This is a genomic window from Streptomyces sp. NPDC052043 (assembly GCF_044548235.1).
GTDB lineage: Bacteria > Actinomycetota > Actinomycetes > Streptomycetales > Streptomycetaceae > Streptomyces.
Genome location: NZ_JBIUBT010000003.1, coordinates 444,572 through 467,231, shown reverse-complemented (window position 1 = coordinate 467,231; position 22,660 = coordinate 444,572). Strand labels below are relative to the sequence as shown.

Here is a 22,660-nt window from a genome sequence, read left to right as displayed (position 1 = left end):
GTCCCGTCCCCGGGATCCCAGGGAATCGTCTCGCGAAGGAGAGCTCCGTGACCACCGAGTCCGCAGCCGCGGCAGCACGGGCCACCGTGTACGGCTACCCCCGTCAGGGACAGGGCCGGGAACTCAAGAAGGCCGTCGAGGGCTACTGGAAGGGCCGCGTCAGCGCCGACGCCCTGCGCGCCACGGCCGCCGAACTGCGCCGCGCCAACTGGCGGGAACTGGCCGCGGTCGGCATCGACGAGGTCCCCACCGGGGACTTCTCGTACTACGACCACGTGCTGGACACCACCGTGATGGTGGGCGCGATCCCGGCCCGCCACCGGGACGCCGTCGCCGCCGACCCGCTGGACGGCTACTTCGCGATGGCACGCGGCACCCAGGACGTCGCACCGCTGGAGATGACCAAGTGGTTCGACACCAACTACCACTACCTGGTCCCTGAGTTGGGCCCGGACACCGTGTTCACGGCGAACTCCGCCCAGCAGATCGCGGAGCTGACCGAGGCCCGCGCGCTGGGCCTCTCGGCCCGCCCGGTCCTCGTCGGCCCGGTCACCTACCTGCTGCTGGCCAAGCCCGCGCCCGGTGCGGCCGCCGACTTCGATCCGCTCACCCTCCTCGACCGGCTACTGCCGGTGTACGCGGAGACACTGGCCGATCTCCGGGCGGCGGGCGCCGAGTGGGTACAGCTCGACGAGCCGGCCCTGGTGCAGGACCGCACCCCGGCCGAACTGGAGGCCGCCGCACGCGCCTACCAGAGCCTCGGTGGCCTCACCGAACGTCCGAAGCTGCTGGTCGCCTCCTACTTCGACCGGCTGGGCGACGCCCTGCCGGTGCTCGCCAAGGCCCCGGTCGAGGGTCTCGCGCTCGACTTCACCGAGTCCGCCGCCGCCAACCTGGACGCGCTGGCCGCCGTCGGCGGGCTCTGGGGCAAGCGGCTGGTCGCCGGTGTGGTCAACGGTCGCAACATCTGGGTCAACGACCTGGAGAAGTCCCTCGCCACGCTCGGGACCCTGCTGGGTCTGGCCGACCGGGTCGATGTGTCGGCCTCCTGCTCCCTGCTGCACGTCCCCCTGGACGCGGCCGTGGAGCACGACATCGAACCGCAGATCCGGCGCTGGCTGGCCTTCGCCCGGCAGAAGACCGCCGAGATCGTCACCCTCGCAGGGGGCCTGACCCACGGCACGGACGCCATCGCCGCCGAACTCGCCGCGAACCGCGCCGACCTGGCCTCCCGCGCGCACTCCCCCATCACCCACGACCCGCGGGTCCGCGCCCGCGCCGCAGCCGTCACCGACGCCGACGCCCGCCGCTCGCAGCCGTACGCAGAACGGGCCGCCGCCCAGCGCGCCCACCTCGGGCTTCCGCTGCTGCCCACCACCACGATCGGCTCCTTCCCGCAGACCGGTGAGCTGCGCACCGCGCGCGCCGACCTGCGCACCGGGCGCATCGGCACGCCCGAGTACGAGGAGCGCATCAAGGCCGAGATCCGGGAGGTCGTCGCCTTCCAGGAGAAGACCGGGCTGGACGTCCTGGTGCACGGCGAGGCCGAGCGCAACGACATGGTCCAGTACTTCGCCGAGCAGCTCACCGGCTACCTCGCCACCCAGCACGGCTGGGTCCAGTCCTACGGCACCCGGTACGTCCGCCCGCCGGTCCTGGCCGGCGACATCTCACGGCCCGAGCCGATGACGGTGCGCTGGACGGGCTACGCCCAGTCCCTCACGGACCGCCCGGTCAAGGGCATGCTCACCGGTCCGGTCACCATGCTCGCGTGGTCGTTCGTCCGCGACGACCAGCCCCTCGCCGACACCGCGCGCCAGGTCGCGCTCGCTCTGCGCGAGGAGGTGAACGACCTGGAGGCGGCGGGGACTTCGGTGATCCAGGTGGACGAGCCCGCGCTGCGCGAGACCCTGCCGCTGCACGCCGCCGACCGCGCGGACTACCTGGCGTGGGCCACGGAGGCGTTCCGGCTCACCACCGGCGGTGTGCGCCCGGACACCCAGATCCACACGCACATGTGCTACGCGGAGTTCGGCGACATCGTCCAGGCCATCGACGACCTCGACGCCGACGTCATCAGCCTGGAGGCGGCCCGCTCCCACATGCAGGTCGCCCGCGAACTCGCCGCGCACGGCTATCCGCGCGAGGCCGGACCGGGTGTGTACGACATCCACTCCCCGCGCGTCCCGAGCGCCGAGGAGGCCGCCGCGCTCCTGCGCACCGGCCTGGAGGCCATCCCCGCCGAACGGCTGTGGGTCAACCCCGACTGCGGTCTGAAGACCCGCGGTTGGCCGGAGACCCGGGCGTCCCTGGAGAACCTGGTCACGGCGGCGCGCACCGTACGCGGTGAGGTGTCGTAGGACTCACCGGGCGCATCACGTCCGCTCCGGCCGGCCCGTCCGGCCGGAGCGGACGTTCGTCCCGACCGTCACCGGGCCCCGGGCACCGGCCGCTGCCGTGGGCCGTCGTAGGAGGCCAGCGGGCGGATGAGGGCGTTGTGGGCGAGCTGTTCGGTGATGTGGGCGGTCCAGCCGGTGATCCGGCTCATCACGAAGATGGGTGTGAAGGCGGGGGTGTCGAAGCCCATCAGGTGGTAGGCGAGTCCGGCCGGGTAGTCCAGGTTGGGGTGGATGCCCTTGCGGCTGAGCATGGCGTGCCGCAGGGCCGCGTGCAGCGTGGCCAGGCGGGTCACCTCGGGGTCGGCGGCGCGGGCGACCAGGCGGTCCAGGGCGCCCTGCATGATCGGGACCCGGGAGTCGCCCTCCTTGTAGACGCGGTGGCCGAAGCCCATGATCTTCCGCTGGGCGGCGAGCGCCTCGTCCAGCCACTGCCCGGCGCGTTGCGGGTCGCCGATCTCCTCCAGCATGTGCATCACCGCTTCGTTGGCACCCCCGTGCAGCGGGCCCTTGAGCGCGCCGATCGCTGCAGTGACCGCGCTGTACAGGTCGGAGAGGGTGGAGGTGACCACGCGGGCGGTGAACGTCGAGGCGTTGAAGCTGTGTTCGGCGTACAGCACGAGGGAGATCTCGAAGCAGCGGACCACGTCCGGGTCGGGCACGGCGCCGAAGCACATGTGGAAGAAGTTCTCCGCGTACCCGAGTTCGGGGTCCGGGGCGATGGGGTCGAGGCCGCGGCGGCGGCGCTGGTCGGCGGCGACCACGGTGGGCAGCTTCGCCAGCAGCGTCAGGGACTTGGCCCGGTTGGCGGCCGGGCTGCCGTCGTCCTCCGTCGGGTCCTCGGCGCCGAAGAAGCTGACGGCGGTGCGCAGCACGTCCATCGGGTGGCAGGTCTCGGGCAGCCGGGCCAGCAGTTCGGCGGTGGTGCGGTCCAGGGGGCGCAGGGCGCGCTCGCGGGCCTGGAACTCGCGCAGCTGGGCCGCGTCGGGGAGTTCGCCGTGCCACAGCAGGTGGGCGACCTCCTCGAAGGAGCGGCGGGCGGCCAGGTCCTGGACCGGATAGCCGCGGTAGGTGAGGGAGTTGGTCTCCTGGATGACGGTGGAGATGCCGGTGGTGTCGACGACGACTCCGGCGAGGCCGCGGTGGATCTCGGGTGCGGTGGCGGTCATGGGCGGATGCCTCCGGTGGGTGGGGCCGGTCAGGCGCCGGGCGGGAGCGTGAAGTCGAAGACGGCCGAGTCGAAGGCCGCGTACTCCTCGTAGCCGAGGAGTTCGTACAGGCGGGAACGGGTCTGCATGCGCGGCAGCAGGGACTCCTGGGTGCCCTCGGCGGCCAGCGTGCGCAGTCCGTCCTCGACGGCGCCCATGGCCAGGCGGAGCAGGGTGACCGGGTAGAGGGCGATGTCGTAGCCGAGGTTCTGGAGCGTGCGCGCGTCGAGCAGGCGACTCTTGCCGAACTCGGTCATGTTGGCGAGCAGCGGGACCGGGACGGCCTTGCGGAACGCCTCGAACTCGGCCTCGTCGGCGAGGGCTTCGGGGAAGACCGCGTCGGCGCCGGCGTCGACGTACGCCCTGGCCCGGTCGATCGCCGCCGCCAGCCCCTCGACGGCACGGGCGTCGGTACGGGCCATCAGCAGGAAGGCGGGGTCGCGGCGGGCGTCGACGGCGGCCCGGATCCGCCGGGTCATCTCCTCCCGCGGCACCACCGACTTGCCGTCGAGGTGGCCGCAGCGCTTGGGGTTGACCTGGTCCTCCAGGTGCAGTCCGGCCAGGCCCGCGTCCTCCATGAGCTGCACCGTGCGGGCCGCGTTCATCGGCTCGCCGAAGCCGGTGTCGGCGTCGATCAGCACGGGCAGGTCGGTGACCCTGGTCGTCTGCTGGGCGCGGGCCGCGATCTCGGTGGACGTGGTCAGGCCGATGTCGGGCAGCCCCAGGTCGGCGGCGAGGACGGCGCCGGAGAGGTAGGCGGCCTCGAAGCCGGTGTCCTGGACCAGCCGGGCGGAGAGCGGGTTCAGCACGCCGGGCATGGTCAGCAGACGGCCGGTGGCCAGCCGGTCGCGCAGGGCGCGGCGGCGCTCGGCGGGGGTGGTGCGGGTGTGCAGCAGCGGCCCGGACATCAGAACAGGCCCTTCGGCAGGGCGGCGTCGCAGGCGGCGACGGCCTCGGTGTCGACGGCCGGGAACAGCCCGTCGAGGTCGGGAGCGGTCAGCTCGGGCAGGTGATCGGCGGCGGCCAGGAACCGGTCCTGGCCGGCGTCGGTGACGATGCCCTCGGACAGCGTGCGGAACTTCTCCGCGTAGGCGGGCCGGTCGAAGGGGCGGGCCCCGGCCGGGTGGGCGTCGGCGACCGCGAGTTCGTCCTCGACGACCGAACCGTCCTCCAGCGTGATGACCGCCCGTCCGCCGAAGGCGCGGCGGTCCGGGTCGGGATCGTGGTAGCGGCGGGTCCACTCCGGGTCCTCGACCGTGGTGATCCTCCGCCACAGCTCGACGGTCTCCGGGTGGCGCGCCCGTTCGGGGGCGTAGGAGCGCTCGTGGTGCCAGGTGCCGTCCTGGAGGGCGACGGCGAAGATGTACGGCACCGAGTGGTCGAGGGTCTCGCGGCTGGCCGCGGGGTCGTACTTCTGCGGGTCGTTCGCGCCGGAGCCGATGACGTGGTGGGTGTGGTGGCTGGTGTGCAGGACGACGGAGCGCACCTTCTCCAGCGGGCCGGTCTTCTCACGCAGCCGCCGCGCCAGGTCGATGATCGCCTGGGCCTGGTACTCGGCGGAGTGCTCCTTGGTGTAGGTGTCGAGGATCGCGCGGCGCGGCTCGCCGGGCTCGGGCAGCAGGACGGTGTAGTCGGCCTGCGGGCCGTCGAGCATCCAGGCGAGGAAGCCGTCCTCGCCCTCGTAGATCGGGGACGGGGAGGTCTCGCCGCGCATCGCCCGGTCGACGGCCTCGATGGCCGCCTTGCCGGCGAAGGCGGGTGCGTACGCCTTCCAGCTGGAGATCTCGCCCTTGCGGGACTGGCGGGTCGCGGTGGTGGTGTGCACGGCCTGCTGGACCGCCTGGTACACCGTCTCGGTGGGCAGTCGCAGCAGGGCGCCGAGTCCGCAGGCGGTGGCCGCGCTGAGGTGGGCGACGTGGTCGATGCGGTGCTGGTGCAGGCAGATGCCCTTGACCAGGGCCACGTGGATCTCGTACGCGGCGACGATGCCGCGCAGCAGGTCGGCACCGGTGCGGCCGGTGTGCTGGGCGACGGCGAGCAGCGGCGGAATGTTGTCGCCGGGGTGGGAGTAGTCGGCGGCCAGATAGGTGTCGTGGAAGTCCAGTTCGCGCACGGCGGTGCCGTTGGCCCAGGCGGCCCATTCCGGGGAGACCCGCGCAGGGCTGCCGAAGACCGAGGCGCCGGGGGTGGTGGCGCGGTGGGCGGTCGCCTGGGCACGCGCCACGGCGACCGGGCGGCGCAGCAGCGACGCGACCGCGACCGCGGCGTTGTCGATCACCCGGTTGACGGCCATCGTGACGCTGTCGGCGTCCAGTTCCCCGGTGCTCGTGGCGACGGCCGCGAGTTTCCAGGCGAACTGGTCCTCCCGGGGCAGCCGGTCGGCGCTGGGACGGACACGGACGTGGTGCTCGATCACGGGGCTCCTCGAAGGACGGTCCTGACGGTGCTGACGTGATCGAGCCTGCCCGCCCCGGCCGTGCCCCGCCACGGCTCCAATCTGCGGAATCCGTACAGGGAGGGGCTGCGAATCTGCGAAGGTTGCGAAGAGTGCGGATGCTATCTTCGCAAGAGTCCGCCGCCGGGCGCGGCGGCCCGGGCGCGGCACCGGACGCGACGAGGAGGTACGCCATGGCCCGACGCCCGGCCGACCGCAAGGTCTACGCCCACGCCAAGCTGCGCAGGCTGCGCCGCGAGCACGGCATGAACCAGGTCGACATGGCCCGCGCCCTCGGCATCTCCACCAGCTACGCCAACCAGATCGAGCAGAGCCAGCGCCCGCTGACCGCGCCCGTGCTGCTGCGGATCGCGGAGGTGTTCGGCGTGGACACGGAGTTCTTCTCCGAGGCCGACGAGGACCGGCTCGCCGCCGATCTGCGGACGGCGCTCGCGGACGAGGCGTGCGGGGTGCCGCTGCCGGGCACCGAGGAGATCACCGAGGCCGCCCGTGACCACCCGGAGGTGGCCCGCGCCCTGGTCGCCCTGCACCGCCGCTACCGCGACGCCGCCGAGCAGGCCGCCGCCCTCGCCTCACCGGGCCCGGGCGGCCCCCCGCCGCCGCCCGGCGAACCGCACGACGAGGTGCGGGACTTCTTCTACACCCACCACAACCACTTCGAGCCGCTCGACACCGCGGCCGAGCGCATCGCCGAGGCCCTGGCGCTCCGGCCGGGCCGCGCGGCCGACCCGCTGGCCGCCCGGCTCGCCGAGCGGCACGGGGTGCGGGTGCTCCAGGCCGGTCCCGGCCGCTTGGCCGACGCCCGCCGCTTCGACGCGGCCACCGGCCTGCTGTTCCTGTCCCCGTGGCTCAGTGACGGCCGGCGCGCCTTCCAGCTCGCCACCCAGCTGGCCCTGCTGGAACTCTCCCCACTGCTCGACCGGCTCGCCGACAGCGCCACGGAACTCACCTCGCCGGACTCGGTGGCACTGGCCCGGATCGGCCTGGCGAACTACTTCGCGGGCGCCCTGCTCATGCCGTACACCGCCTTCCACACCGCCGCCGAGGAGGTGTGCTACGACATCGAGCTGCTGTCCGCCCGCTTCGGCGTCGGCTTCGAGACGGTGTGCCACCGGCTGAGCACCCTGCAACGCACCGGCCGCCGGGGAGTGCCGTTCTCGTTCCTGCGCGTCGACCGGGCCGGCAACATCTCCAAACGGCAGTCCGCGACCGACTTCCACTTCTCCCGGCTGGGCGGCACCTGCCCGCTGTGGACGGTGTACGAGGCGTTCTCCGCACCCGGCCGCATTCTGCCCCAGGTCGCCGAGATGCCGGACGGCAAGCGGTACTTCTGGATCGCGCGGACCATCACCCGCGGCGGTTTCGGGCACCACGCCCCGCGCGCCGAGTTCGCCGTCGCGCTCGGCTGCGAACTGCGGCACGCGCACCGGCTCGTCTACGCCGAGGGAATCGCCCTGGACGATCCGCGCGCGGCCACGCCGATCGGCCTGGGCTGCCGGATCTGCGAGCGCCGCGACTGCGCGCAGCGGGCCCGGCCCCCGGCCGGCGGACGGCTGGCCATCGATCCCGACCGGCGGACCTACGTGCCGTATCCGGTGCAGACACACGACGGGGGCACCGCGGGCACCGCGGGTTCAGCGCGCTGACTCCTGGGAGCCGGTGGAGCCGGTGGAGCCGGTCGAGGGCGCGTGGGGCTCCGGGTCGGCGGTCCGAGGCGCGGCGAAGCGCACCGGCGCCCGGAACCGGGCCCGCCGGGCGGCGCGCCGGAAGGTCGTCAGCACCGCAGGACCCGCCAGCAGCACGCACACGAAGTTGGTGACCGCGCGCCCGGTGTCCCAGCCCAGCGACGTGGCCAGGTCGAAGGCGACGTAGCGGTGCCACTGCTCGGTGAAGGGCAGTCCGGGCAGGTAGGCGATGGAGCTGTTCGGGTCCAGGGAGAACGGCCAGAAGGAGAGGTTGAGCAGGAAGCCGAAGAGGTAGCCGGACAGCGAGCCGTAGACGGCGAGCAGCAGCACCTCTCGCCGGCCGGTGGCGCGCGGCAGGAAACCGGCGAGCATCCCGACGAAGGCGCAGCCGAACATCTGGTACGGCATCCACGGGCCGACCCCTCCGGTGATGAGCGCGGAGGCGAACAGCGAGGTGCAGCCGAGGGTGAAGCCGAAGCCCGGTCCGTACACCCGCCCGGCCAGCACCAGGACGAAGAAGACGGTCTCGACGCCTGCGGTGCCGGCGCCCAGGGGCCGCAGGGCCGCGTTGACCGCGGACAGGACGCCCAGCATGGCCAGTGCCTTGGAGTCGATGCCGCCCTCGGCGATCTCCGAGAGCACCACGCACAGCACGAGCACCAGGAGCACGCCGAAGATCAGCGGGGGCACGTAGTTCGAACCGAACCTGCCCGGGGCGACCACGAACGGCCAGAAGAACGCGACGAGTCCGAGGAACGCGGCCAGGCTCATGGCGACACCGACGCGCGGGGTCAGCCGGATGGCGGCGGCCGTCATGACAGGTCCGCCTTCACCTGGTCGACCGTCAGGTACGCCAGGGGCGCGAGGATCTTGGCCGTCTGAGGGGCGAACACGGGTGAGGAGACGATGACTTCGGCGGTGGGACCGTCGGCCACGACGTCTCCCTCGGCCATGACGACCACGCGGTCGGCGGCACGGGCCGCGAACTCGACGTCGTGGGTGGAGATGACGACGGCGCACCCCTCGGCGGCGAGGGCGTCGACGACGCCGGTCAGCTCGGTCTTGGCGCGGTAGTCGAGGCCGCGGGTCGGTTCGTCCAGGAGCACGATCCGCGGTGCGGCCGAGAGCTGGATGGCGAGCGCGAGGGCGAGCTTCTGCCCTTCCGACAGGTCGCGTGGGTGGGTCGCGTCGTCGATGCCGGGTGCGAGCCGGTCCAGGACGGCACGGGCGCTCACGCCGGTGCCCGACTCGGCGTCCGCCTGGGCGAGTTCCCCCTTGACGCTCTCCAGATAGAGCAGGTCCGCGGGGGTCTGCGGGACCAGGCCGACGAGCTCGCGGGCCCGGGCGGCGGGCACGGTGTGCGGATCCGTTCCGCCGGCCACCCGCACGGTACCGGCGCGGCGTGGTCCGGAGCCCTGAATTGCCCACAGCAGGGACGACTTGCCGGAGCCGTTGCGGCCCATCAGCGCGGTCACCTCGCCCGCGCGCAGGTCGAGGTCCACCTCGCGGACGGCGGGCACGCCCCGGTAGGTGACGGTGACGCCGCGCGCGGTCAGCAGCCGGGCCCGTTCCTCGGCGGGGACGGGGCGGACCGGGGCCGGGACCCGGTCCGCGAGTCCGGCGCGCAGGGGCGCCGCGGCGCGGCGGGCGTCGCGGATGGACAGCGGCAGCGGGGACCAGCCCGCCGCGCGTCCCAGTTCCACGATCGGCGGCGCGATCGTGGACGTGCGCAGGACGTCGGCCGCCGGGCCGATGCGGGCGGTGCCGTCGCCCGGCAGGTGGATCACGCGGTCGGCGTACTGCACGACCCGTTCGAGGCGGTGCTCGGCCATGAGGACGGTGACGCCGAGGTCGTGGACCAGGCGGGTGACGGCGGCCAGCACCTCCTCGGCCGCCGTCGGGTCCAGGGCGGAGGTCGGCTCGTCGAGGACCAGGACGCGGGGGTGGGCGGTGAGGACCGAGCCGATGGCGACCCGCTGCTGCTGGCCGCCGGAGAGTTCGTGCAGGGCGCGGTGGCGCAGGTCGGCGAGGCCGAGCAGGTCCAGGGTCTCCTCGACGCGCTTGCGCATCGTGGCGGCCGGGATCGCCAACTGCTCCATCGCGTAGGCGAGTTCCTCCTCGACGGTGTCGGTGACGAACCCGTCGATCGGGTCCTGGCCCACCACCCCGACGACGTCGGCGAGTTCGCGGGGAGGGTGGTCCGCGGTGTCGCGTCCGTCGACGATCACGCGGCCGTACAGGGTGCCGCCGGTGAAGTGCGGGACCAGACCGTTGACCGCGCCGAGGAGGGTGGACTTGCCGACGCCGGTGTGGCCGACGACGAGGCAGAGTTCGCCCTCCTCCACTCTGAGGTCGACGTCGCGCAGGGCGGGTTCGGGGGCGTCGTCGTAGTGGACGGTGACCTGGTCGAAAGTGATCACGGGGCGTCCGCTCTGTGAGGTTCGGGCGCGAGGAATCCGGCGGTTCCGGCGAGCAGGATCGCGGCGGTGGGCACCAGGGGCAGCTCGGGCCAGGTCAGCGGATAGAAGGTGGGGTTGAGCTGTGCCGGGTCGTAGCCGAGGCCGGCGAAGAGCAGCACGGCGGACAGCACCCCGCTGCCCGCGACGGCCCACTCCGGCAGCCGCCACGGGTCGGGACGGTACGCGGTGCGGGTGACCCGGCGCCCGCCCAGCCGCAGCCCCGCCACGCACAGCAGCGCGCCCACCGCCATCGCGGGCAGCCCCAGGAAGGCGGGCGCGGTGGCGTCCAGCAGGCCGTACGCCCCGGCGCACAGACCGCACATGCCGAGCAGCATCAACGCGCCCGTGACGCGGCGGGAGGTGCGCGTGGCCGTGCCCGCTCGGCCGTAGCCGCGGGAGTCCATGGCGGCGGCCAGCCGCAGGGAGCGTTCCAGGGCGTCCTCCAGGACCGGGACCACGATGCCGCGCAGCGCCCGCACCCCCTTGGCCCGCCCGGCCCGCAGCTTCCGTGCCCGCGTGACGCGTTGGACGCTGCGCACGAGCTGCGGCGCGACGCTGATCGCGACGGTGACGGCGACGCCCAGTTCGTACAGGGCGCCCGGCAGGACCCGCAGGGCGCGCTTGGGGTTCGCGAGGGTGTTGGCGGCGCCGATGCAGCACAGCATGCACGCCAGCCGCAGCCCGTCCGTCGCCGCCGACAGCAGCGCCTCGAGGGAGACCGGGCCGCCGATGCGGATCCCGGCGTACCAGTCGGGCGTGGGCAGGTGCGGGAGGGAGAAGAGGAAGTGGTCGCGCGGCGTGATGCCGGTGGCGAACACGGCCCTGAAGACGACGCGGATCGCCACGACCGTCAGGGCCAGCCAGAGGTAGTACTTGAAGCCCCGCGCCCAGGGCGCCTCGGTGCGCCGTGCCGTGACGACGTAGCCGAGGACGGCGAGGACCAGGAACAGCAGCAGCGGGTTGTCGGTGCGGCTGACGGCGGTGGCCAGGGCGAGGGCCCACACCCACCAGGCCACCGGGTGCAGGGTGCGCGGCAGGCGGCGGCCGCCCCGGTCCGGCAGTGGGCCGGAGGGGGCGGGCGCCGGCTCCGCGGTCGTACCGGCCACGGCGGTCACTCGGTACGGCGACGGCGGTGCGCCACGAACGCGGCCGCGCCGCCGATCAGTACGACGAGCGAGGCGCCCGCGACGACGGGCACGACCGAGCCCGGGTCGTGCGGGGCGTCGCCGGCGGGGGCCGCGTCGACCACCTTGGTGCCGGAGCTCGGCGCCGCCAGGGCCGACGGGCTGTCCGTGACGCTCTCCGAGGGGCTGGGCGTGACGCTGTGCGAGGGGCTGGGCGTCGGGGTCCTGCTCGGCTTCGGCGACGGCGACGGGGTCCTGCTGGGTTTCGGCTTCTCCGGCTTGGGCGAGGGCGGCTCGGAACGCCGGCTGGACCGCTGTTCGGGCGCGGGGCCCGTGTCGACGTCCGGCGGCAGCACGGGCGCCTTCGCGGTGGACGCGGGCCGGCCCGCGTCGCCCTGCGAGCGGGTGTTGTGGGCGCGCAACTGGTCGGGGGTCACCTTCGGCCGCCCCTCCGTGCCCTCGATGTTCGTACCGCCGAAGATCCACAGGTCGACGCTGCCGGGCTTCGGCTTGTAGAGCATGGCGCCGAGCTGGCTGTAGCTCCAGTCGCCGGCGCCCGGATCGGCGTGCCAGTAGGACCAGTACGCGGAGGCGGGCGGGGTCAGGACGCAGTCGTCCTGGGCCGGGGGCGGGAACTGCTTGCCGTTCTGGTAACCGCTGTAGCCGATACGGCAGATGAAGGCCGGACCGTCGTGACCGGTGCCGGTGGTGCGCCAGCCGCCCTGGTTGAGCAGCTCGTAGCCGGTGGTGGGCGTGGTGCCGCAGGCACGGAAGATCGGGCCGCCCCAGTGGCTGAAGTCGACGGCCAGCACCACTGAGGAGGTCGTGGTGCAGCGGCCCATCGGCTGGGGGTCGGCGGCCGCCGGGGCCGCCGCCGCCCCGAGGGCGGCGGCGGTCAGACCGAGCGCCGCCCCGGCCCGCGCCACCACGGCCAGGAGGGGCGAGGAGGTCATCGCCCCGCTCCGCTCTCGGCGCGCCTGCGGGCGACGACGACGGTGCGCCAGCCGGCGAGCACCAGGACGAGGGCGATCCCCGCGAGGGCGCCGACCTGGGCGCCGGTGGAGGCCAGCACACCGCCACCGCCGCCGCCCGTACCACCGCCGGTGCCGTAGCCGCCGTCGGTCCCACCAGTGTCGCCGGGCGTGACGATCTCCGGGATGCCGCCGTCCGAGCCGCCAGGGCCGCTCGGGCTCGGGGTGGGCTGCGGCGAGGTTCCGGTCAGGCTGCGCTCCAGGCGGCCGAAGCTGATGCCGGTCGCGCCGCCGACCGCCTGGGTGGAGGCGCGCAGGTCGGACTCGTCCTGCCCCTCCTTGGCCACCCGGAAGCCGCCGTCGGCGTTCTGCTGCGAGGCCAGGAACTTCAGGGCTCGGGCGATCTCGGCGCGGTACGTGTCCGCGTCCAGGGACAGACCCTGCACCGCGAGCGCCGCCGAGTTGACGGAGTCGCCCGCGGTCCCGGGGAAACCGCCGTCGGGCAGTTGCCGGGACGCGATCCACGCCAGGGCCCTGTCCACCGCCTTGTCCGCCGTGTCGCCACCGGCCAGGTCCAGGGCCATGGCGGCGATCGCGGTGGAGTCGACGTCGGAGTCGTTCGTGGACGGGATCAGGCTCGGCCAGGCGCCGCTGTCCTGCTGAAGGCTCTCCAGGTACGCGATCGGCTGCTCGACCGCCGTCTCCTCCCCCGCGCGCAGCTGCGCCATGACCGCGAGGGACTGGGAGAACACCGAAGGGGCGTTGGTGTAGGCGCCCTTGGCGGCGCAGGAGCGGTCGGGGGCGGTGCTCGGCTTCGCGCACACGGCCTGGTCGAGGGCGGCGATGAGGTCGTGGCGGCCGAAGTCGCGCGGGTCACGGCCGACGGCCTCGGCGAGCAGCGCCGTCTTGCCGAGGGAACCGCCGGCCGCGTACGCGGTGCCGACGGAGGTCCAGTCGTTGACGGTGCGGCCCTCGCCGTCCTTGCCGCCGTGGTCGAGGAAGTCGACGATGCCGCGCAGCTTGGCGTTGTTCAGGCCGGTGGCGGCCAGCGCGTAGGCGCCGTCGATGGTGAGGCCGAAGTCGGCGCGGGCCGAACCGGATCCGTCGGTGTAGTACTGGCCCTGCTTGAGGTGGGCGGCGCTGGTGAGGTACGCGACGCCCTTCTTCAGGTCGGGGCCGGCGCCCGGGGCCGGAGTGGTCGGGACGGGGGTGGTCGGGGTGCCGGTGGGGGTGGTGGTCGGCGGGTCGGTGGGCTCGGCCTCCTTCACCGTCAGGGTGACCAGGCTGGTGCCGGCTCCGGCGAGCACGGTCGGCGAGGTCGCATAGATGGCCGGGTCGGTGGCGTCCTCCTCGAAGCCGAGGCCGCCGTCGTCGAGTTGCTGCCGGGACAGCCATGCGACGGCCGCGTCCGCGCGGTCGGTGTCCCCGAGCGCGCGCAGGGCCTGGGCGGCGTACGCCGTCGCGGTGACGCTGCCGGCTTCGGCGCCGGTGTAGCCCGGGAAGGCGCCGTCGGTGCGCTGGGCCCCGGTGAGGTAGGCGCGGGCACGGTCCACGGCGTCGTCGTGGCCGCCGGCCCGGTGCAGGACGAGGGCGACGAGCCCGGTGGTGGCGGGGTCGCCGTCGCAGTACTCGCCGGGGCGGATGAGGATGCTGGTGACGCCGCCGTCCGCGCACTGGATCTGCGTCAGCCGGTCGACGGCGGCGGCGGGCGGGGTGGTTCCGGCCCGGAGGAGGGCCAGCACGGACAGCGCCTGGCCGTCGGCGTAGGTGGCGTTCCTGAAGTCACCCTTGGCCGTGCAGCCGGGGGTCGGTTCGCCGGACTCGGGGCCCGCCGCGCAGACGTTCCGCGTCAGGTCGGCGGGGAGGTCGTGGCCGCCGAAGGCGTGCGGATCGCGTTCGGTGACCTCGGCGAGGAGGGCGAGGCGGGCGGCCGCCGTGGCGTCCGGGGCCTGGTCCGTGCCGTCCGGGTAGGCGTAGTCGTCCGTGTGGGCGGCGAGGAAGTCCGTGACCTTGTCGAGTGCCGTGCTCCGGCCGTCGACCGCGGCGAGGGCGTAGGCCGCTTCCGTGGTCAGCAGGTGGTTGGGGGTGTCGGCACCCTCGTCGACGATCCGTTCGCCGTCGGTCAGAAGGCCCTTGAGCCACGCCGCGGCACCCGCGAGGTCGACCTGCCCGGGTCCCCCGGTGGGCGTGGAGCCCGGGTCGGGGGTGGTGGCGCCGCCCGCGCGGACGTCGTCGGGACTGAAGGCGGGCCCGCCGGTGGTGCCGCCGAGGTTCGTACCGCCGTAGACCCAGGCGTCGACGTCGCCGTCCTTCAGCTTGCGGGCCATCGCGCCGTACTGGCTGTACGTCCAGGCGTGCTGCCCGGGTGAGGCGGTCCAGTAGGACCAGTAGGCGGTGACCGGCGGAGTCAGCACGCACGAGTCCGTGTCCGGCGTCGGGTACTGGGTGCCCGAGTCGAAGGGCCCGTAGCCGATGCGGCAGATGAAGGCGGGACCGTCGTGCTGGGTGCCCTCGGTGGTGAAGCCGGCGTCGTGGAGCAGATCGTAGCCCGTGGTCGGCGTGGTGTCGCAGCCCCGCTCGACCTTGCCGCCGAACGGCCCGAAGTCGACGGCGACGATCGCGCCCTTGGTGGCGGTGCAGTCCCCGACGGGGTCGGCCGCGGCCGGTGTCGTCGTGAGGAAGGTCACGCAGCCGGCCAGCACGACGAGCCATGCCGACACCAGTGCCGTCACGGGGCGCGGTCTCGGCCCCGGTCTCTTCGAGGCGCTCTTCCCGGCCCGTCCGTCTCTTCGCTTCTCGGTCCCCACCACGGCCCCTCGTGTCTGCCCCCGCGTGGAGGCGTGGTTGAGGAGCCTTCATCCGGGGGTGGGCGGGAGAGCCCGCGCCCCGGCAGGGCCGGTCGCACCACGCCGTAGTCCGCGACGGCGTCTGTTGCTGAAGAACACGCTCCAGGCATTCCGGCTCGCCCGGCGGGTGCCGGGCCTACGGTTGCGGGTCAGCGCCGGACTTCGACCGGCTTCCCCTGGAACTGATTGCGTATCAGCCGGATTGGAACACGGGGTGCCTCAGAGCGTCAAGGCATCCGCGGGCACGGGCCGTTGGTGTCCGAGGGCACCCTCTGGCGACCGGGATGCCCCTCGGGTACCGTCCCGGACTGCCGAATGGGGGAACCCGGTGGGAGTCCGGGGCTGACGCGCAGCGGTGTGGGACGGCGGGGCCGTCCCGAGCCCGAATGCCCAGGCGGTGAAGCACCGTTGGAAGCCGATCCACGCGTTCCGGGCGGCGGCCGCACCCGCTGCTCCCGCCCTGTCGGCGAGGGACGCACCCGGGTCGGGTCGGCGTCCTTCACCCTGAGGAGCAGGCCATGTCCCTTTCGTTGTCCCGCCGTTCGGCCGTCACCGCGGCCACCGTCCTCGGCGCCCTCGCCCTGACCACGCTGCCCGCGGCGGCCACCACCACACCCGCGCAGCTCACCGTCGCAAGGACGAACGGCGTCGGATACCTCAAGTCCCTCCAGGCGCCGGACGGTTCGTACGCCGGCGCCGGACTGTCGAACGAGTGGGCGTTCAGCGCGTTCGCCGCGGCCGGTACGGCCGCCGTGGACGTCACGCCCGGCGGCGACACCGCCAAGAACGCGAGAACGGTGTACCGCGACCTGCTCTCCACCAGCGGCTGGCCGTCCTCCTCCCCCGTCGTCACCGACTACGAGCGCGGCATGCTCAACGCCTACGCGGCGGGCATCGACCCGGCGCGTGTCTCGGCCTCCCGCAACCTGGTCGCGGACGTCTACGGCTACTGGCAGACCGCCGAACCCGGCTACTTCGGGCCGTCCGCCAACTTCAACGGCACCGTCTTCGCCGCGCTCGCCCTGAACGGGGCGAAGACCCGGTCCGGGCAGGGCCGTATCCCGCAGGTGCTCCGGGACGCGATGGTCACCCGGATCCGGGCCAACCAGCACAACGACGGCGGCTGGAACTTCAGCAGGGCCGAGGGCGACCCGGGCCAGCAGGCCGCGACGAGCGACATCGACATGACCGGCGCGGCGATGGCCGCCCTGTGCGTCTCCGGTGTGCCGAACACCGACGCGGGCGTCATCAAGGCCAAGGCGTTCCTGAAGAGCAAACTCGTGGCGAACAGCGGCGCGTTCAACGGCATGTTCGGCGCCAACACCGACTCCAACGGCTGGGCGGTGTCCGGCCTGAACGCCTGCGGCGTCAACGCCCAGACCGGTGACTTCCTCACCTCCATGGGCAAGACCCCGGTCGACTTCCTGATCGCGCAGCAGTTCAACCCGGGTGGCGGCTTCCGGTACCTGCCCGGCGACACGAGCCCGTCGGCCTACGCGTCGATCGACGGGCTGCGGGCCGTGGCCGGCGGCGGCTTCACGGCGGCCCCGCCCGTTCCGACCGCGACGGGCGCCCCGCAGTGGGTGGGTCAGGGCTCCTTCACCTCCGGTACGGCGACGAAGGTGGCGCTGAGCGTGGACGACGGCACGGACGGCGTCACGGTGTGCTCCGTCGCCCTGACCCCGACCGGCGCGACGACCACGCTCGGCGCCGTCCTCGACGCGGCCACGAGCGGCGCCACCCCGTCGGGCTGCGTGACCGGGGTGACCCCGTCCTCCGGCACCGGCGCCCTCACCTCCCTCAACGGCAGGGCCAACAGCGGCTCGGACACCTGGAAGGTCAGTATCGACGGCTCGGCGTTCACCACCGCGACGCGCGGGACGACCGTGGGTGTCGGCGACACGATCGCCGTGCGCCGGGGCGCCTGACGGAACGACGACGGGCCGCGTGACGCCGGGCGCCCGGCGGATGACCGAGTTCGGCGACGCTCGACGCCTCCTCGACGGCCGCCCTGGTCGCGGTCGTCGAGGACTACCGTGCCGCCACCGGCGCGGGCCTCCTCGCCGTCGGCCACGACCGCACCCTGCTGCACCGCCGGTGCGACCGCACCGTCCACTGGGCCACCCTGACGGCCACCGACCGGGCGCAGCACTGGGCGCCGTTCGTCGGCCTACGCGCAATCCGGCAGTCGCAGCCGTGGGCGCACCTCTGGATAGGCTCCGTTCCTGTGAGCGTCATACAACTCTGGAGACGAATACGCCGGGTGGACAAGCCGGTCGCTGTCATCGTCGGCGCGGGGAACCTGCTGCTCTGCGGCGTGCTCTTCTTGATGATGATCGGCGGGGCGCTGGGCTTCGAGGCCACCACCAGGGAGCAGGAGACCGCCGCTCGGACTCTCGCGGGCCAGACATTTGGGTGCTGGCTCGCGGGCGGCCTGTTGCTGTTCTCCGTGCTGGGTATGACGCGGGCCTTGTTCAGCCACCTGGCCACGATGCTCTTCACACCCGTCGCGCTGGCCCTGATCCTGATGCTCTTGTAGTGACCTGCGGCACGCGGCACCGGCCGGCCGCGGACCGGTGAACCTTCCCCGTCACAGCGCGAGTTCAGCCGGACGGCGTGACCGAGGGCCACACGCCGAACCACTGCTCGGCGCCGAACTCCTCGAACCGCTCCACCTCGGTGAACCCCAGCTTGGCCGCGAGGCGCATCGAGGGCTTGTTCGCGGTCTGGGTGCAGAGCACCACCGGCTCGCCGGGAAACGCCTCGGCGAACCAGTCGAGTGCCGCTGCGCACGCCTCGGCGGCGTACCCGCGTCCCCATGCGTCCGGCAGGAACATGTAACCGAGTTCCGCCTCCCCGGCATCCGGACGGACGTGCCCCGGACGCTCCGCGTCGCGCCGATCGAGCGTGATCATGCCGATCATCGCTCCTTCGAGGTCGACCACGAAAAGGCCGAGGCGCCGCCCGGGCACGTCCGGCACCGCGTGTTCGAGCTCGTCGCGCGGTCGAGGGCCACCGAGGTAGGTGCCGACCTCCGGCGAGGCGAACAGCTCGATGAACGCCGCACGGTCTCGGGCCTCGGACTCGCGGAGCACGAGCCGTTCGGTCGTTGTCGGGGCGGGGGGCCAGGCGACGGGTCCGGGTCCGGTCATGGCGGGCAACCTATCGCAGGCCCCGACGGCGCGCCCTGGGCGAATCCGATCGAGGCACCCCTCGGGCCACTCCCAGGTGCACCGGGGCCTGCCGCGGCGGAGGCTGGAGGTATGAATGTGCCCACGCAGGCAGTGTGGACGGGCTGGATCACGTTCGGCCTGGTCAGCTTGCCGGTGCAGTTGTTCCCGGCCACGCGACGACACGGTGCGGATCTGCACGAGGCGCATGCCGCGGACGGCTCCCCCGTCCAATACCGGTGTGTATGCCAGGCCGAGCACCGCGAGGTCGACCATCGGGAGATCACGAAGGGGTACAAAACCCCTGATGGGCGCATGGTGGTGCTCGAAGAAGCAGATCTCCGGGCCCTGCCGCTGCCCAGCAGGCACGTCATCGACGTCCTCGGATTCGTCCCCGTCGACGGCCTGGACCCGATCCTGTTCTCGCGCGCCTACTACGCCGCACCGTACGGGCAGGCCGGTCAGCGGCCCTACGCGCTGCTGGTGGCCGCGCTGACCTGGATCGAGCGCGCGGCCGTGGCCAAGGTGACGCTGCACACCAGGGAACGCCTGGCAGCGGTCTGGCCGCGCCGGGACACACTCGTCGTCCAGACACTTCTGTGGCCCGATGAAGTCCGCGAACCCGGGAACACCGCACCGGCCACGTCGGTGACCGGGCAGGAACTGGAACTCGCCTCCCTGCTGATGGCCCAGATGTCCGATGTCGACCTCGCCGACCTGCACGACGACTCCGCCGCGGCACTGGAGCAGTTGGTGGCGGCGAAGGAATCCGGAGGCCGACTGCCGCGGCCCGCCGAGCCCGAGCCGGCGGTGGACCTGCCGGCCGCGCTGGAGGAGAGCCTGCGCAGAGCCGCCGGCCAGGGCCGCACGCCAGGCTGACCAGCAGCCTCCGATCGCCGTGCGCCGGGGCGCCTGACGACGAGCTCGCTCCGGGGCCCGCTCTCGGACGGGCCCCGGACTCGTGGAGGGGTGCGGCCAGGGGTTGATTCCGCCCGCGCCGCCCCAGTCGTCACGGCGCGGTGGCCACCCGCACCGTCAGCTTTGCCGGAGCAGGGCACGGACTTCCGAAGCCCGGCCGGCGCCGAGTTCCACGTACAGGTCCAGCGCGTCCTGCCACCTGCGCATGCACCCTTCCTCGTCGCCCGACATACGCAGCCCGCGTCCGAGCACGACCATGGCATCGGCGATGCCGATCGGATGTCCTGCCGCCGCGCAGATGGCGAGCCCCTGCTCCGCGAGTCGCACAGCAGCGGTCCCTCTCCCCTCGGCCAGATCGACTTCAGCCAGCGATGTCAGTGCCTTGGCGTGAAGGAGGCCGTACCCTCCCGCTCCCGCGACCGTGCGCGCACTTGCCGCATACGTGCGCGCCTCCGCGAGCCTGCCCAACCGCAGACTGCTGTCGGCCAGGCCGACCAGCGCGCGCAATTCCTGGGTGCGCGCGTCACAGCCTCCGGCCAGTTTCCGGGCCTCCTGGAAACGTCGTACCGCGCTGCTGTGGTTGCCGATACTTTGGGAGAGCAGTCCCCGCGCGGTCTGGACATGGGATTGAGCACGCGTCTCGCCGGTCTTCAACGCGGTCGCCTCGTCAATGTACGCCAGCGCCGCGGCCCGGTCTCCTGACTGAAGCGATGCCACAGCGAGCCAGCACAGGGTGTAGACGAGGTCGATGTGGCTGCCCCGGCCGCGCTGCATGTCGGCCGCCTCGGTCAGGGCCGCCACCGATTCTCGAACATCGCCCCGGTCGTGAAGAACCACGCCCAGGTTGCGTCGCGCGATGGCGGCGAGCGTCGGCAGGCCCGGGCTCATGTCCTCGCAGACGGCCAGTGCTTCGGTGAGACGTGTCTGCGCCTCGGGCAGCCGCCCCATCTCGTGCAGGACCGCCCCCAGGTTCCCCAGAGCGATGGCCTCGCCCATCCTGAAGCCCGCTCCCCTGCACGTGGTCACACTCTGCTCGCCGTAGAGCAGGGCATGCTCGAGTTCTCCGGTATACCACGAGGTCAGGGCCAGGCTGTTGAGGACCGCGGACTGGCCCTCGGCGGCACCGATCCGGCGATAGAGGTCCAGCGCTCTCAGATCATGGAACCTGCTCTTCTCATAAGTACTCTGATTCACGTAGGCGCTTGAGAGGCTGCGATGGGCTGCCGCCTGACCGGGCAGGCTCCTGTCGGCCTCAGCTGCGGCGAGGCCCGCAGAGGCCACGCTGAGCCAATCGCTGGCATGCGCACGCTGCATCAGGTACGGGCGAAGGGCATCGGCGAGGGTCCATGCGACCGGCCAGGGACCGTACTGGGCAGTGTGCTGTACGACGGCGACGATGTTCGCCCGCTCAGTGTCCAGCCATTCCAGGGCCGCGCCGGCGTCGGCGAAGGTGAGCCCGCCGCCGGTGTCCGCGACGGGCAGGCGCAGCGCCTCGGGAAGATAGACACGAACTGCGGCGCCGACGGACGCCAGATACCACTGGTTCAGCCGTGCCAAGGCCTCCGTGCGCTCGTCCTCGCTGTCCAGTTGGTGGGCGCGCTCCCGGGCGTAGGCCCGCAGCACGTCATGGAAAGTGTGGCGGCCGACAGTGTGTTCATCCAGAAGGTAGGTACGTGTCAGCTGATTCAGCAGCCCGACCGCTTCACTTTCGGGCACGCCCGCCAGCGCCGCCGCCGCGGGTAACGGTACGTCGGCCCCTGGCATCAACCCGAGCAACCGGAACATGCGGGCGGCCTCAGGTTCCAGAGCCGTGTACGACGTGTCCAGCACCGCCCGCACAGCACTCCGCTCGTCACCCTCGATCTGCAGCGCGGTCAAGCGGTCGCCGCCCAGCCGGGACAGCTGATCGGTGAGGGACCGGTCAGGATGGAGAGCCAGGTCCGCCGCCGTAACGCCGACGGCGAGAGGAAGACAGGCGCAGGCAGACGTCAACGCCACCGCGGCGGAGGGTTCGGCCTGCACCCTGGCGGCACCGACCATCTTGACCAGGAGTTGCTCGGCCTCGGACGGCTCCAGTACGGCGAGCGGCACCGGTACGGCGCCGTCCCGCGCGACGAGTCCGCCGAGGACATCTCTGCTGGTCACCACGACCAGGCAACCACCGCTGGCGGGAACGAGCGGCCGGACCTGAGCGGCTGAGCGTGCATTGTCGAGGACCACCAGCAGTTGCTTGCCCACGCAGAGAGACCGGTACAGAGCGGCGGCACTCTCCTCCTCGGCCGGGACGCGCTGTGCCGGAACCCCGAACGCGCGGAGGAATCCGCTCAGGACATCGATGGGCCGTGCCGGTCGCCCGTTGTCGTAGCCGTGCAGGTTGGCATGGAGTTGTCCGTCCGGGAAGTGGTCACGTCGTATGTGCCCCCAGTGGATGGCGAGTGCTGTCTTGCCGATGCCCGCCTGTCCGGTGACGAGAGCGATGCCGGCCGCCCCTGAAACGCCCTCGCGGTTCGGGAGGAGCGAGTCCAGGCGCCGCATCGCCGGCTCGCGTCCGATGAAGGCGGGGTTCGACGGAGGTAACTGGGCGGGCAGTACCCACCCGGAGCTCTCCGGGGGCGAGGCGTCCACCGAGGCGCCGACCCCGTCCTCGACGTGGGCACCCGGGTCCAGCAGGGAGGCGTCGTCCGCCAGGATCCGCCCGTGCACCGCCGCCAGTTCGGGACCGGGCTCCAGCCCGATGTCCCGGACCAGTCGGCTGCGTGCCCGCTGATACACCATCAGCGCGTCATTGCGGCGGCCCGACCGGTACAGGGCAACCAGGAGCCGGACGTACAGACCCTCGCAGAGGGGATGGCCGGCGACCTCGGCCTGGAGGTCGGCGATGACCTCCTTGTGGCGGCCGAGCCTCAACTCCACGTCGATCCACTGCTCGAAGACGAAGATACGGCCGTCGTTGAGACGGGGGGCCTCGACATGTACCAGATGGTCCGCGCGGCTGTCGGCCAGCGCGTCGCCCCGCCACAGCGCCAGCGCCGCCCGCAGCCGTGCTGCCGCCGGGACGAGTTCTCCGCGTTCCCTGGCCTCGGACGCTCGGTGGTTGAGCTTTTCGAACTCACGGTGATCGAGCGTGGCGTTGTCCAGCCTGAGCACATAGCCGCCCGGGCTGGTGCTGAGGACCTCTCGGTCCCCGCCTGCCGTGAGCAGTCCGCGGCGCAGTCGCTTGACGTAGTTGTGCAAGGTGGTGCGAGCTGTCGCAGGCGGCTTGTTCCCCCACAGACCGTCGATCAGCTCCTCCGCGGAAACCGTCCGGTCCGCCCTGAGCAGCAGCAGTGCCAGCAGGTCCCGCTCTTTGGGAGCCGTGATGGAGAGGGGTTCCCCCGCCCAGCGTGCGTCCAGCGGCCCCAGAATGCGGAAGTCGAACATCCCCTTCC

At 72.8% G+C, this 22,660-nt stretch carries 15 protein-coding genes, 1 pseudogene and 2 riboswitches; of the genes and pseudogenes, 6 read left to right on the top strand and 10 right to left on the bottom strand.

All coding sequences use genetic code 11. The features are described from left to right. The first annotated feature begins 47 nt into the window (after positions 1-47). The gene (gene metE / locus ACIHCX_RS09980) at positions 48-2,360 is read left to right on the top strand and encodes a 5-methyltetrahydropteroyltriglutamate--homocysteine S-methyltransferase (protein ID WP_400028367.1); all 2,313 of its coding nucleotides are present in this window, start codon (positions 48-50) and stop codon (positions 2,358-2,360) included. Positions 2,361-2,428: 68 nt separating this feature from the next. On the opposite strand, the gene ACIHCX_RS09975 is transcribed toward metE, so the two are convergent. The 3 genes from ACIHCX_RS09975 to ACIHCX_RS09965 are packed head-to-tail and all read right to left on the bottom strand — an operon-like array spanning position 2,429 to position 6,020. Continuing rightward, positions 2,429-3,565, bottom strand: coding sequence for a bifunctional 2-methylcitrate synthase/citrate synthase (locus ACIHCX_RS09975; RefSeq protein WP_400028365.1), 1,137 nt, complete (start codon positions 3,563-3,565; stop codon positions 2,429-2,431). A 29-nt stretch (positions 3,566-3,594) separates the two neighbouring features. Next, positions 3,595-4,500, bottom strand: coding sequence for a methylisocitrate lyase (prpB, locus tag ACIHCX_RS09970; RefSeq protein ID WP_400028675.1), 906 nt, complete (start codon positions 4,498-4,500; stop codon positions 3,595-3,597). Positions 4,501-4,511: 11 nt separating this feature from the next. Further along, positions 4,512-6,020 (bottom strand): MmgE/PrpD family protein, encoded by a 1,509-nt coding sequence (locus ACIHCX_RS09965; RefSeq protein ID WP_400028363.1) that lies wholly within the window; start codon positions 6,018-6,020, stop codon positions 4,512-4,514. Positions 6,021-6,232: 212 nt separating this feature from the next. Between ACIHCX_RS09965 and ACIHCX_RS09960 the strand changes: the two genes are divergently transcribed. Continuing rightward, positions 6,233-7,705 carry a short-chain fatty acyl-CoA regulator family protein gene (locus ACIHCX_RS09960; RefSeq protein ID WP_400028361.1) on the top strand — a complete coding sequence of 491 codons (1,473 nt, stop codon included), beginning with the start codon at positions 6,233-6,235 and terminating at the stop codon, positions 7,703-7,705. Here ACIHCX_RS09960 and ACIHCX_RS09955 read toward each other — a convergent pair. The 5 genes from ACIHCX_RS09955 to ACIHCX_RS09935 are packed head-to-tail and all read right to left on the bottom strand — an operon-like array spanning position 7,694 to position 15,030. After that, positions 7,694-8,560 carry an ECF transporter S component gene (locus ACIHCX_RS09955; RefSeq protein ID WP_400028358.1) on the bottom strand — a complete coding sequence of 289 codons (867 nt, stop codon included), beginning with the start codon at positions 8,558-8,560 and terminating at the stop codon, positions 7,694-7,696. The genes ACIHCX_RS09960 and ACIHCX_RS09955 overlap by 12 nt on opposite strands. Further along, positions 8,557-10,164 (bottom strand): ABC transporter ATP-binding protein, encoded by a 1,608-nt coding sequence (locus ACIHCX_RS09950; protein WP_400028356.1) that lies wholly within the window; start codon positions 10,162-10,164, stop codon positions 8,557-8,559. Before ACIHCX_RS09950 ends, ACIHCX_RS09955 begins: the two co-directional genes overlap by 4 nt. Continuing rightward, positions 10,161-11,318 (bottom strand): energy-coupling factor transporter transmembrane component T, encoded by a 1,158-nt coding sequence (locus ACIHCX_RS09945; protein ID WP_400028354.1) that lies wholly within the window; start codon positions 11,316-11,318, stop codon positions 10,161-10,163. Before ACIHCX_RS09945 ends, ACIHCX_RS09950 begins: the two co-directional genes overlap by 4 nt. Then, complete coding sequence (locus tag ACIHCX_RS09940; RefSeq protein WP_400028352.1) at positions 11,315-12,280, bottom strand: hypothetical protein; 966 nt, start codon at positions 12,278-12,280, stop codon at positions 11,315-11,317. Before ACIHCX_RS09940 ends, ACIHCX_RS09945 begins: the two co-directional genes overlap by 4 nt. Continuing rightward, positions 12,277-15,030: a prenyltransferase/squalene oxidase repeat-containing protein gene (locus ACIHCX_RS09935; protein WP_400028350.1), complete on the bottom strand. Its 2,754-nt coding sequence runs from the start codon at positions 15,028-15,030 to the stop codon at positions 12,277-12,279. Before ACIHCX_RS09935 ends, ACIHCX_RS09940 begins: the two co-directional genes overlap by 4 nt. A 200-nt stretch (positions 15,031-15,230) precedes the next feature. After that, positions 15,231-15,366, bottom strand: a riboswitch (cobalamin riboswitch). A gap of 93 nt (positions 15,367-15,459) precedes the next feature. After that, positions 15,460-15,536: riboswitch (cobalamin riboswitch) on the top strand. Positions 15,537-15,662: 126 nt separating this feature from the next. Between ACIHCX_RS09935 and ACIHCX_RS09930 the strand changes: the two genes are divergently transcribed. The 3 genes and pseudogenes from ACIHCX_RS09930 to ACIHCX_RS09920 all read left to right on the top strand — a co-directional run bounded on the left by ACIHCX_RS09930 (position 15,663) and on the right by ACIHCX_RS09920 (position 17,683). Further along, positions 15,663-17,072, top strand: a complete 1,410-nt coding sequence (locus ACIHCX_RS09930) for a hypothetical protein (RefSeq protein WP_400028349.1) — start codon at positions 15,663-15,665, stop codon at positions 17,070-17,072. A gap of 50 nt (positions 17,073-17,122) precedes the next feature. Beyond that, positions 17,123-17,278: pseudogene (locus ACIHCX_RS09925) on the top strand (ABC transporter ATP-binding protein); the annotation flags it as partial. 93 nt (positions 17,279-17,371) lie between these two features. Continuing rightward, the gene (locus ACIHCX_RS09920; RefSeq protein WP_400028348.1) at positions 17,372-17,683 is read left to right on the top strand and encodes a hypothetical protein; all 312 of its coding nucleotides are present in this window, start codon (positions 17,372-17,374) and stop codon (positions 17,681-17,683) included. Positions 17,684-17,747: 64 nt separating this feature from the next. On the opposite strand, the gene ACIHCX_RS09915 is transcribed toward ACIHCX_RS09920, so the two are convergent. Further along, positions 17,748-18,296, bottom strand: a complete 549-nt coding sequence (locus ACIHCX_RS09915) for a GNAT family N-acetyltransferase (protein ID WP_400028346.1) — start codon at positions 18,294-18,296, stop codon at positions 17,748-17,750. 111 nt (positions 18,297-18,407) lie between these two features. Here ACIHCX_RS09915 and ACIHCX_RS09910 point away from each other — a divergent pair, with 111 nt between their 5' ends. Continuing rightward, complete coding sequence (locus tag ACIHCX_RS09910) at positions 18,408-19,193, top strand: Ku protein (RefSeq protein ID WP_400028345.1); 786 nt, start codon at positions 18,408-18,410, stop codon at positions 19,191-19,193. A 156-nt stretch (positions 19,194-19,349) separates the two neighbouring features. On the opposite strand, the gene ACIHCX_RS09905 is transcribed toward ACIHCX_RS09910, so the two are convergent. After that, positions 19,350-22,652 carry an AfsR/SARP family transcriptional regulator gene (locus tag ACIHCX_RS09905; protein ID WP_400028343.1) on the bottom strand — a complete coding sequence of 1,101 codons (3,303 nt, stop codon included), beginning with the start codon at positions 22,650-22,652 and terminating at the stop codon, positions 19,350-19,352. Positions 22,653-22,660 lie beyond the last annotated feature (8 nt).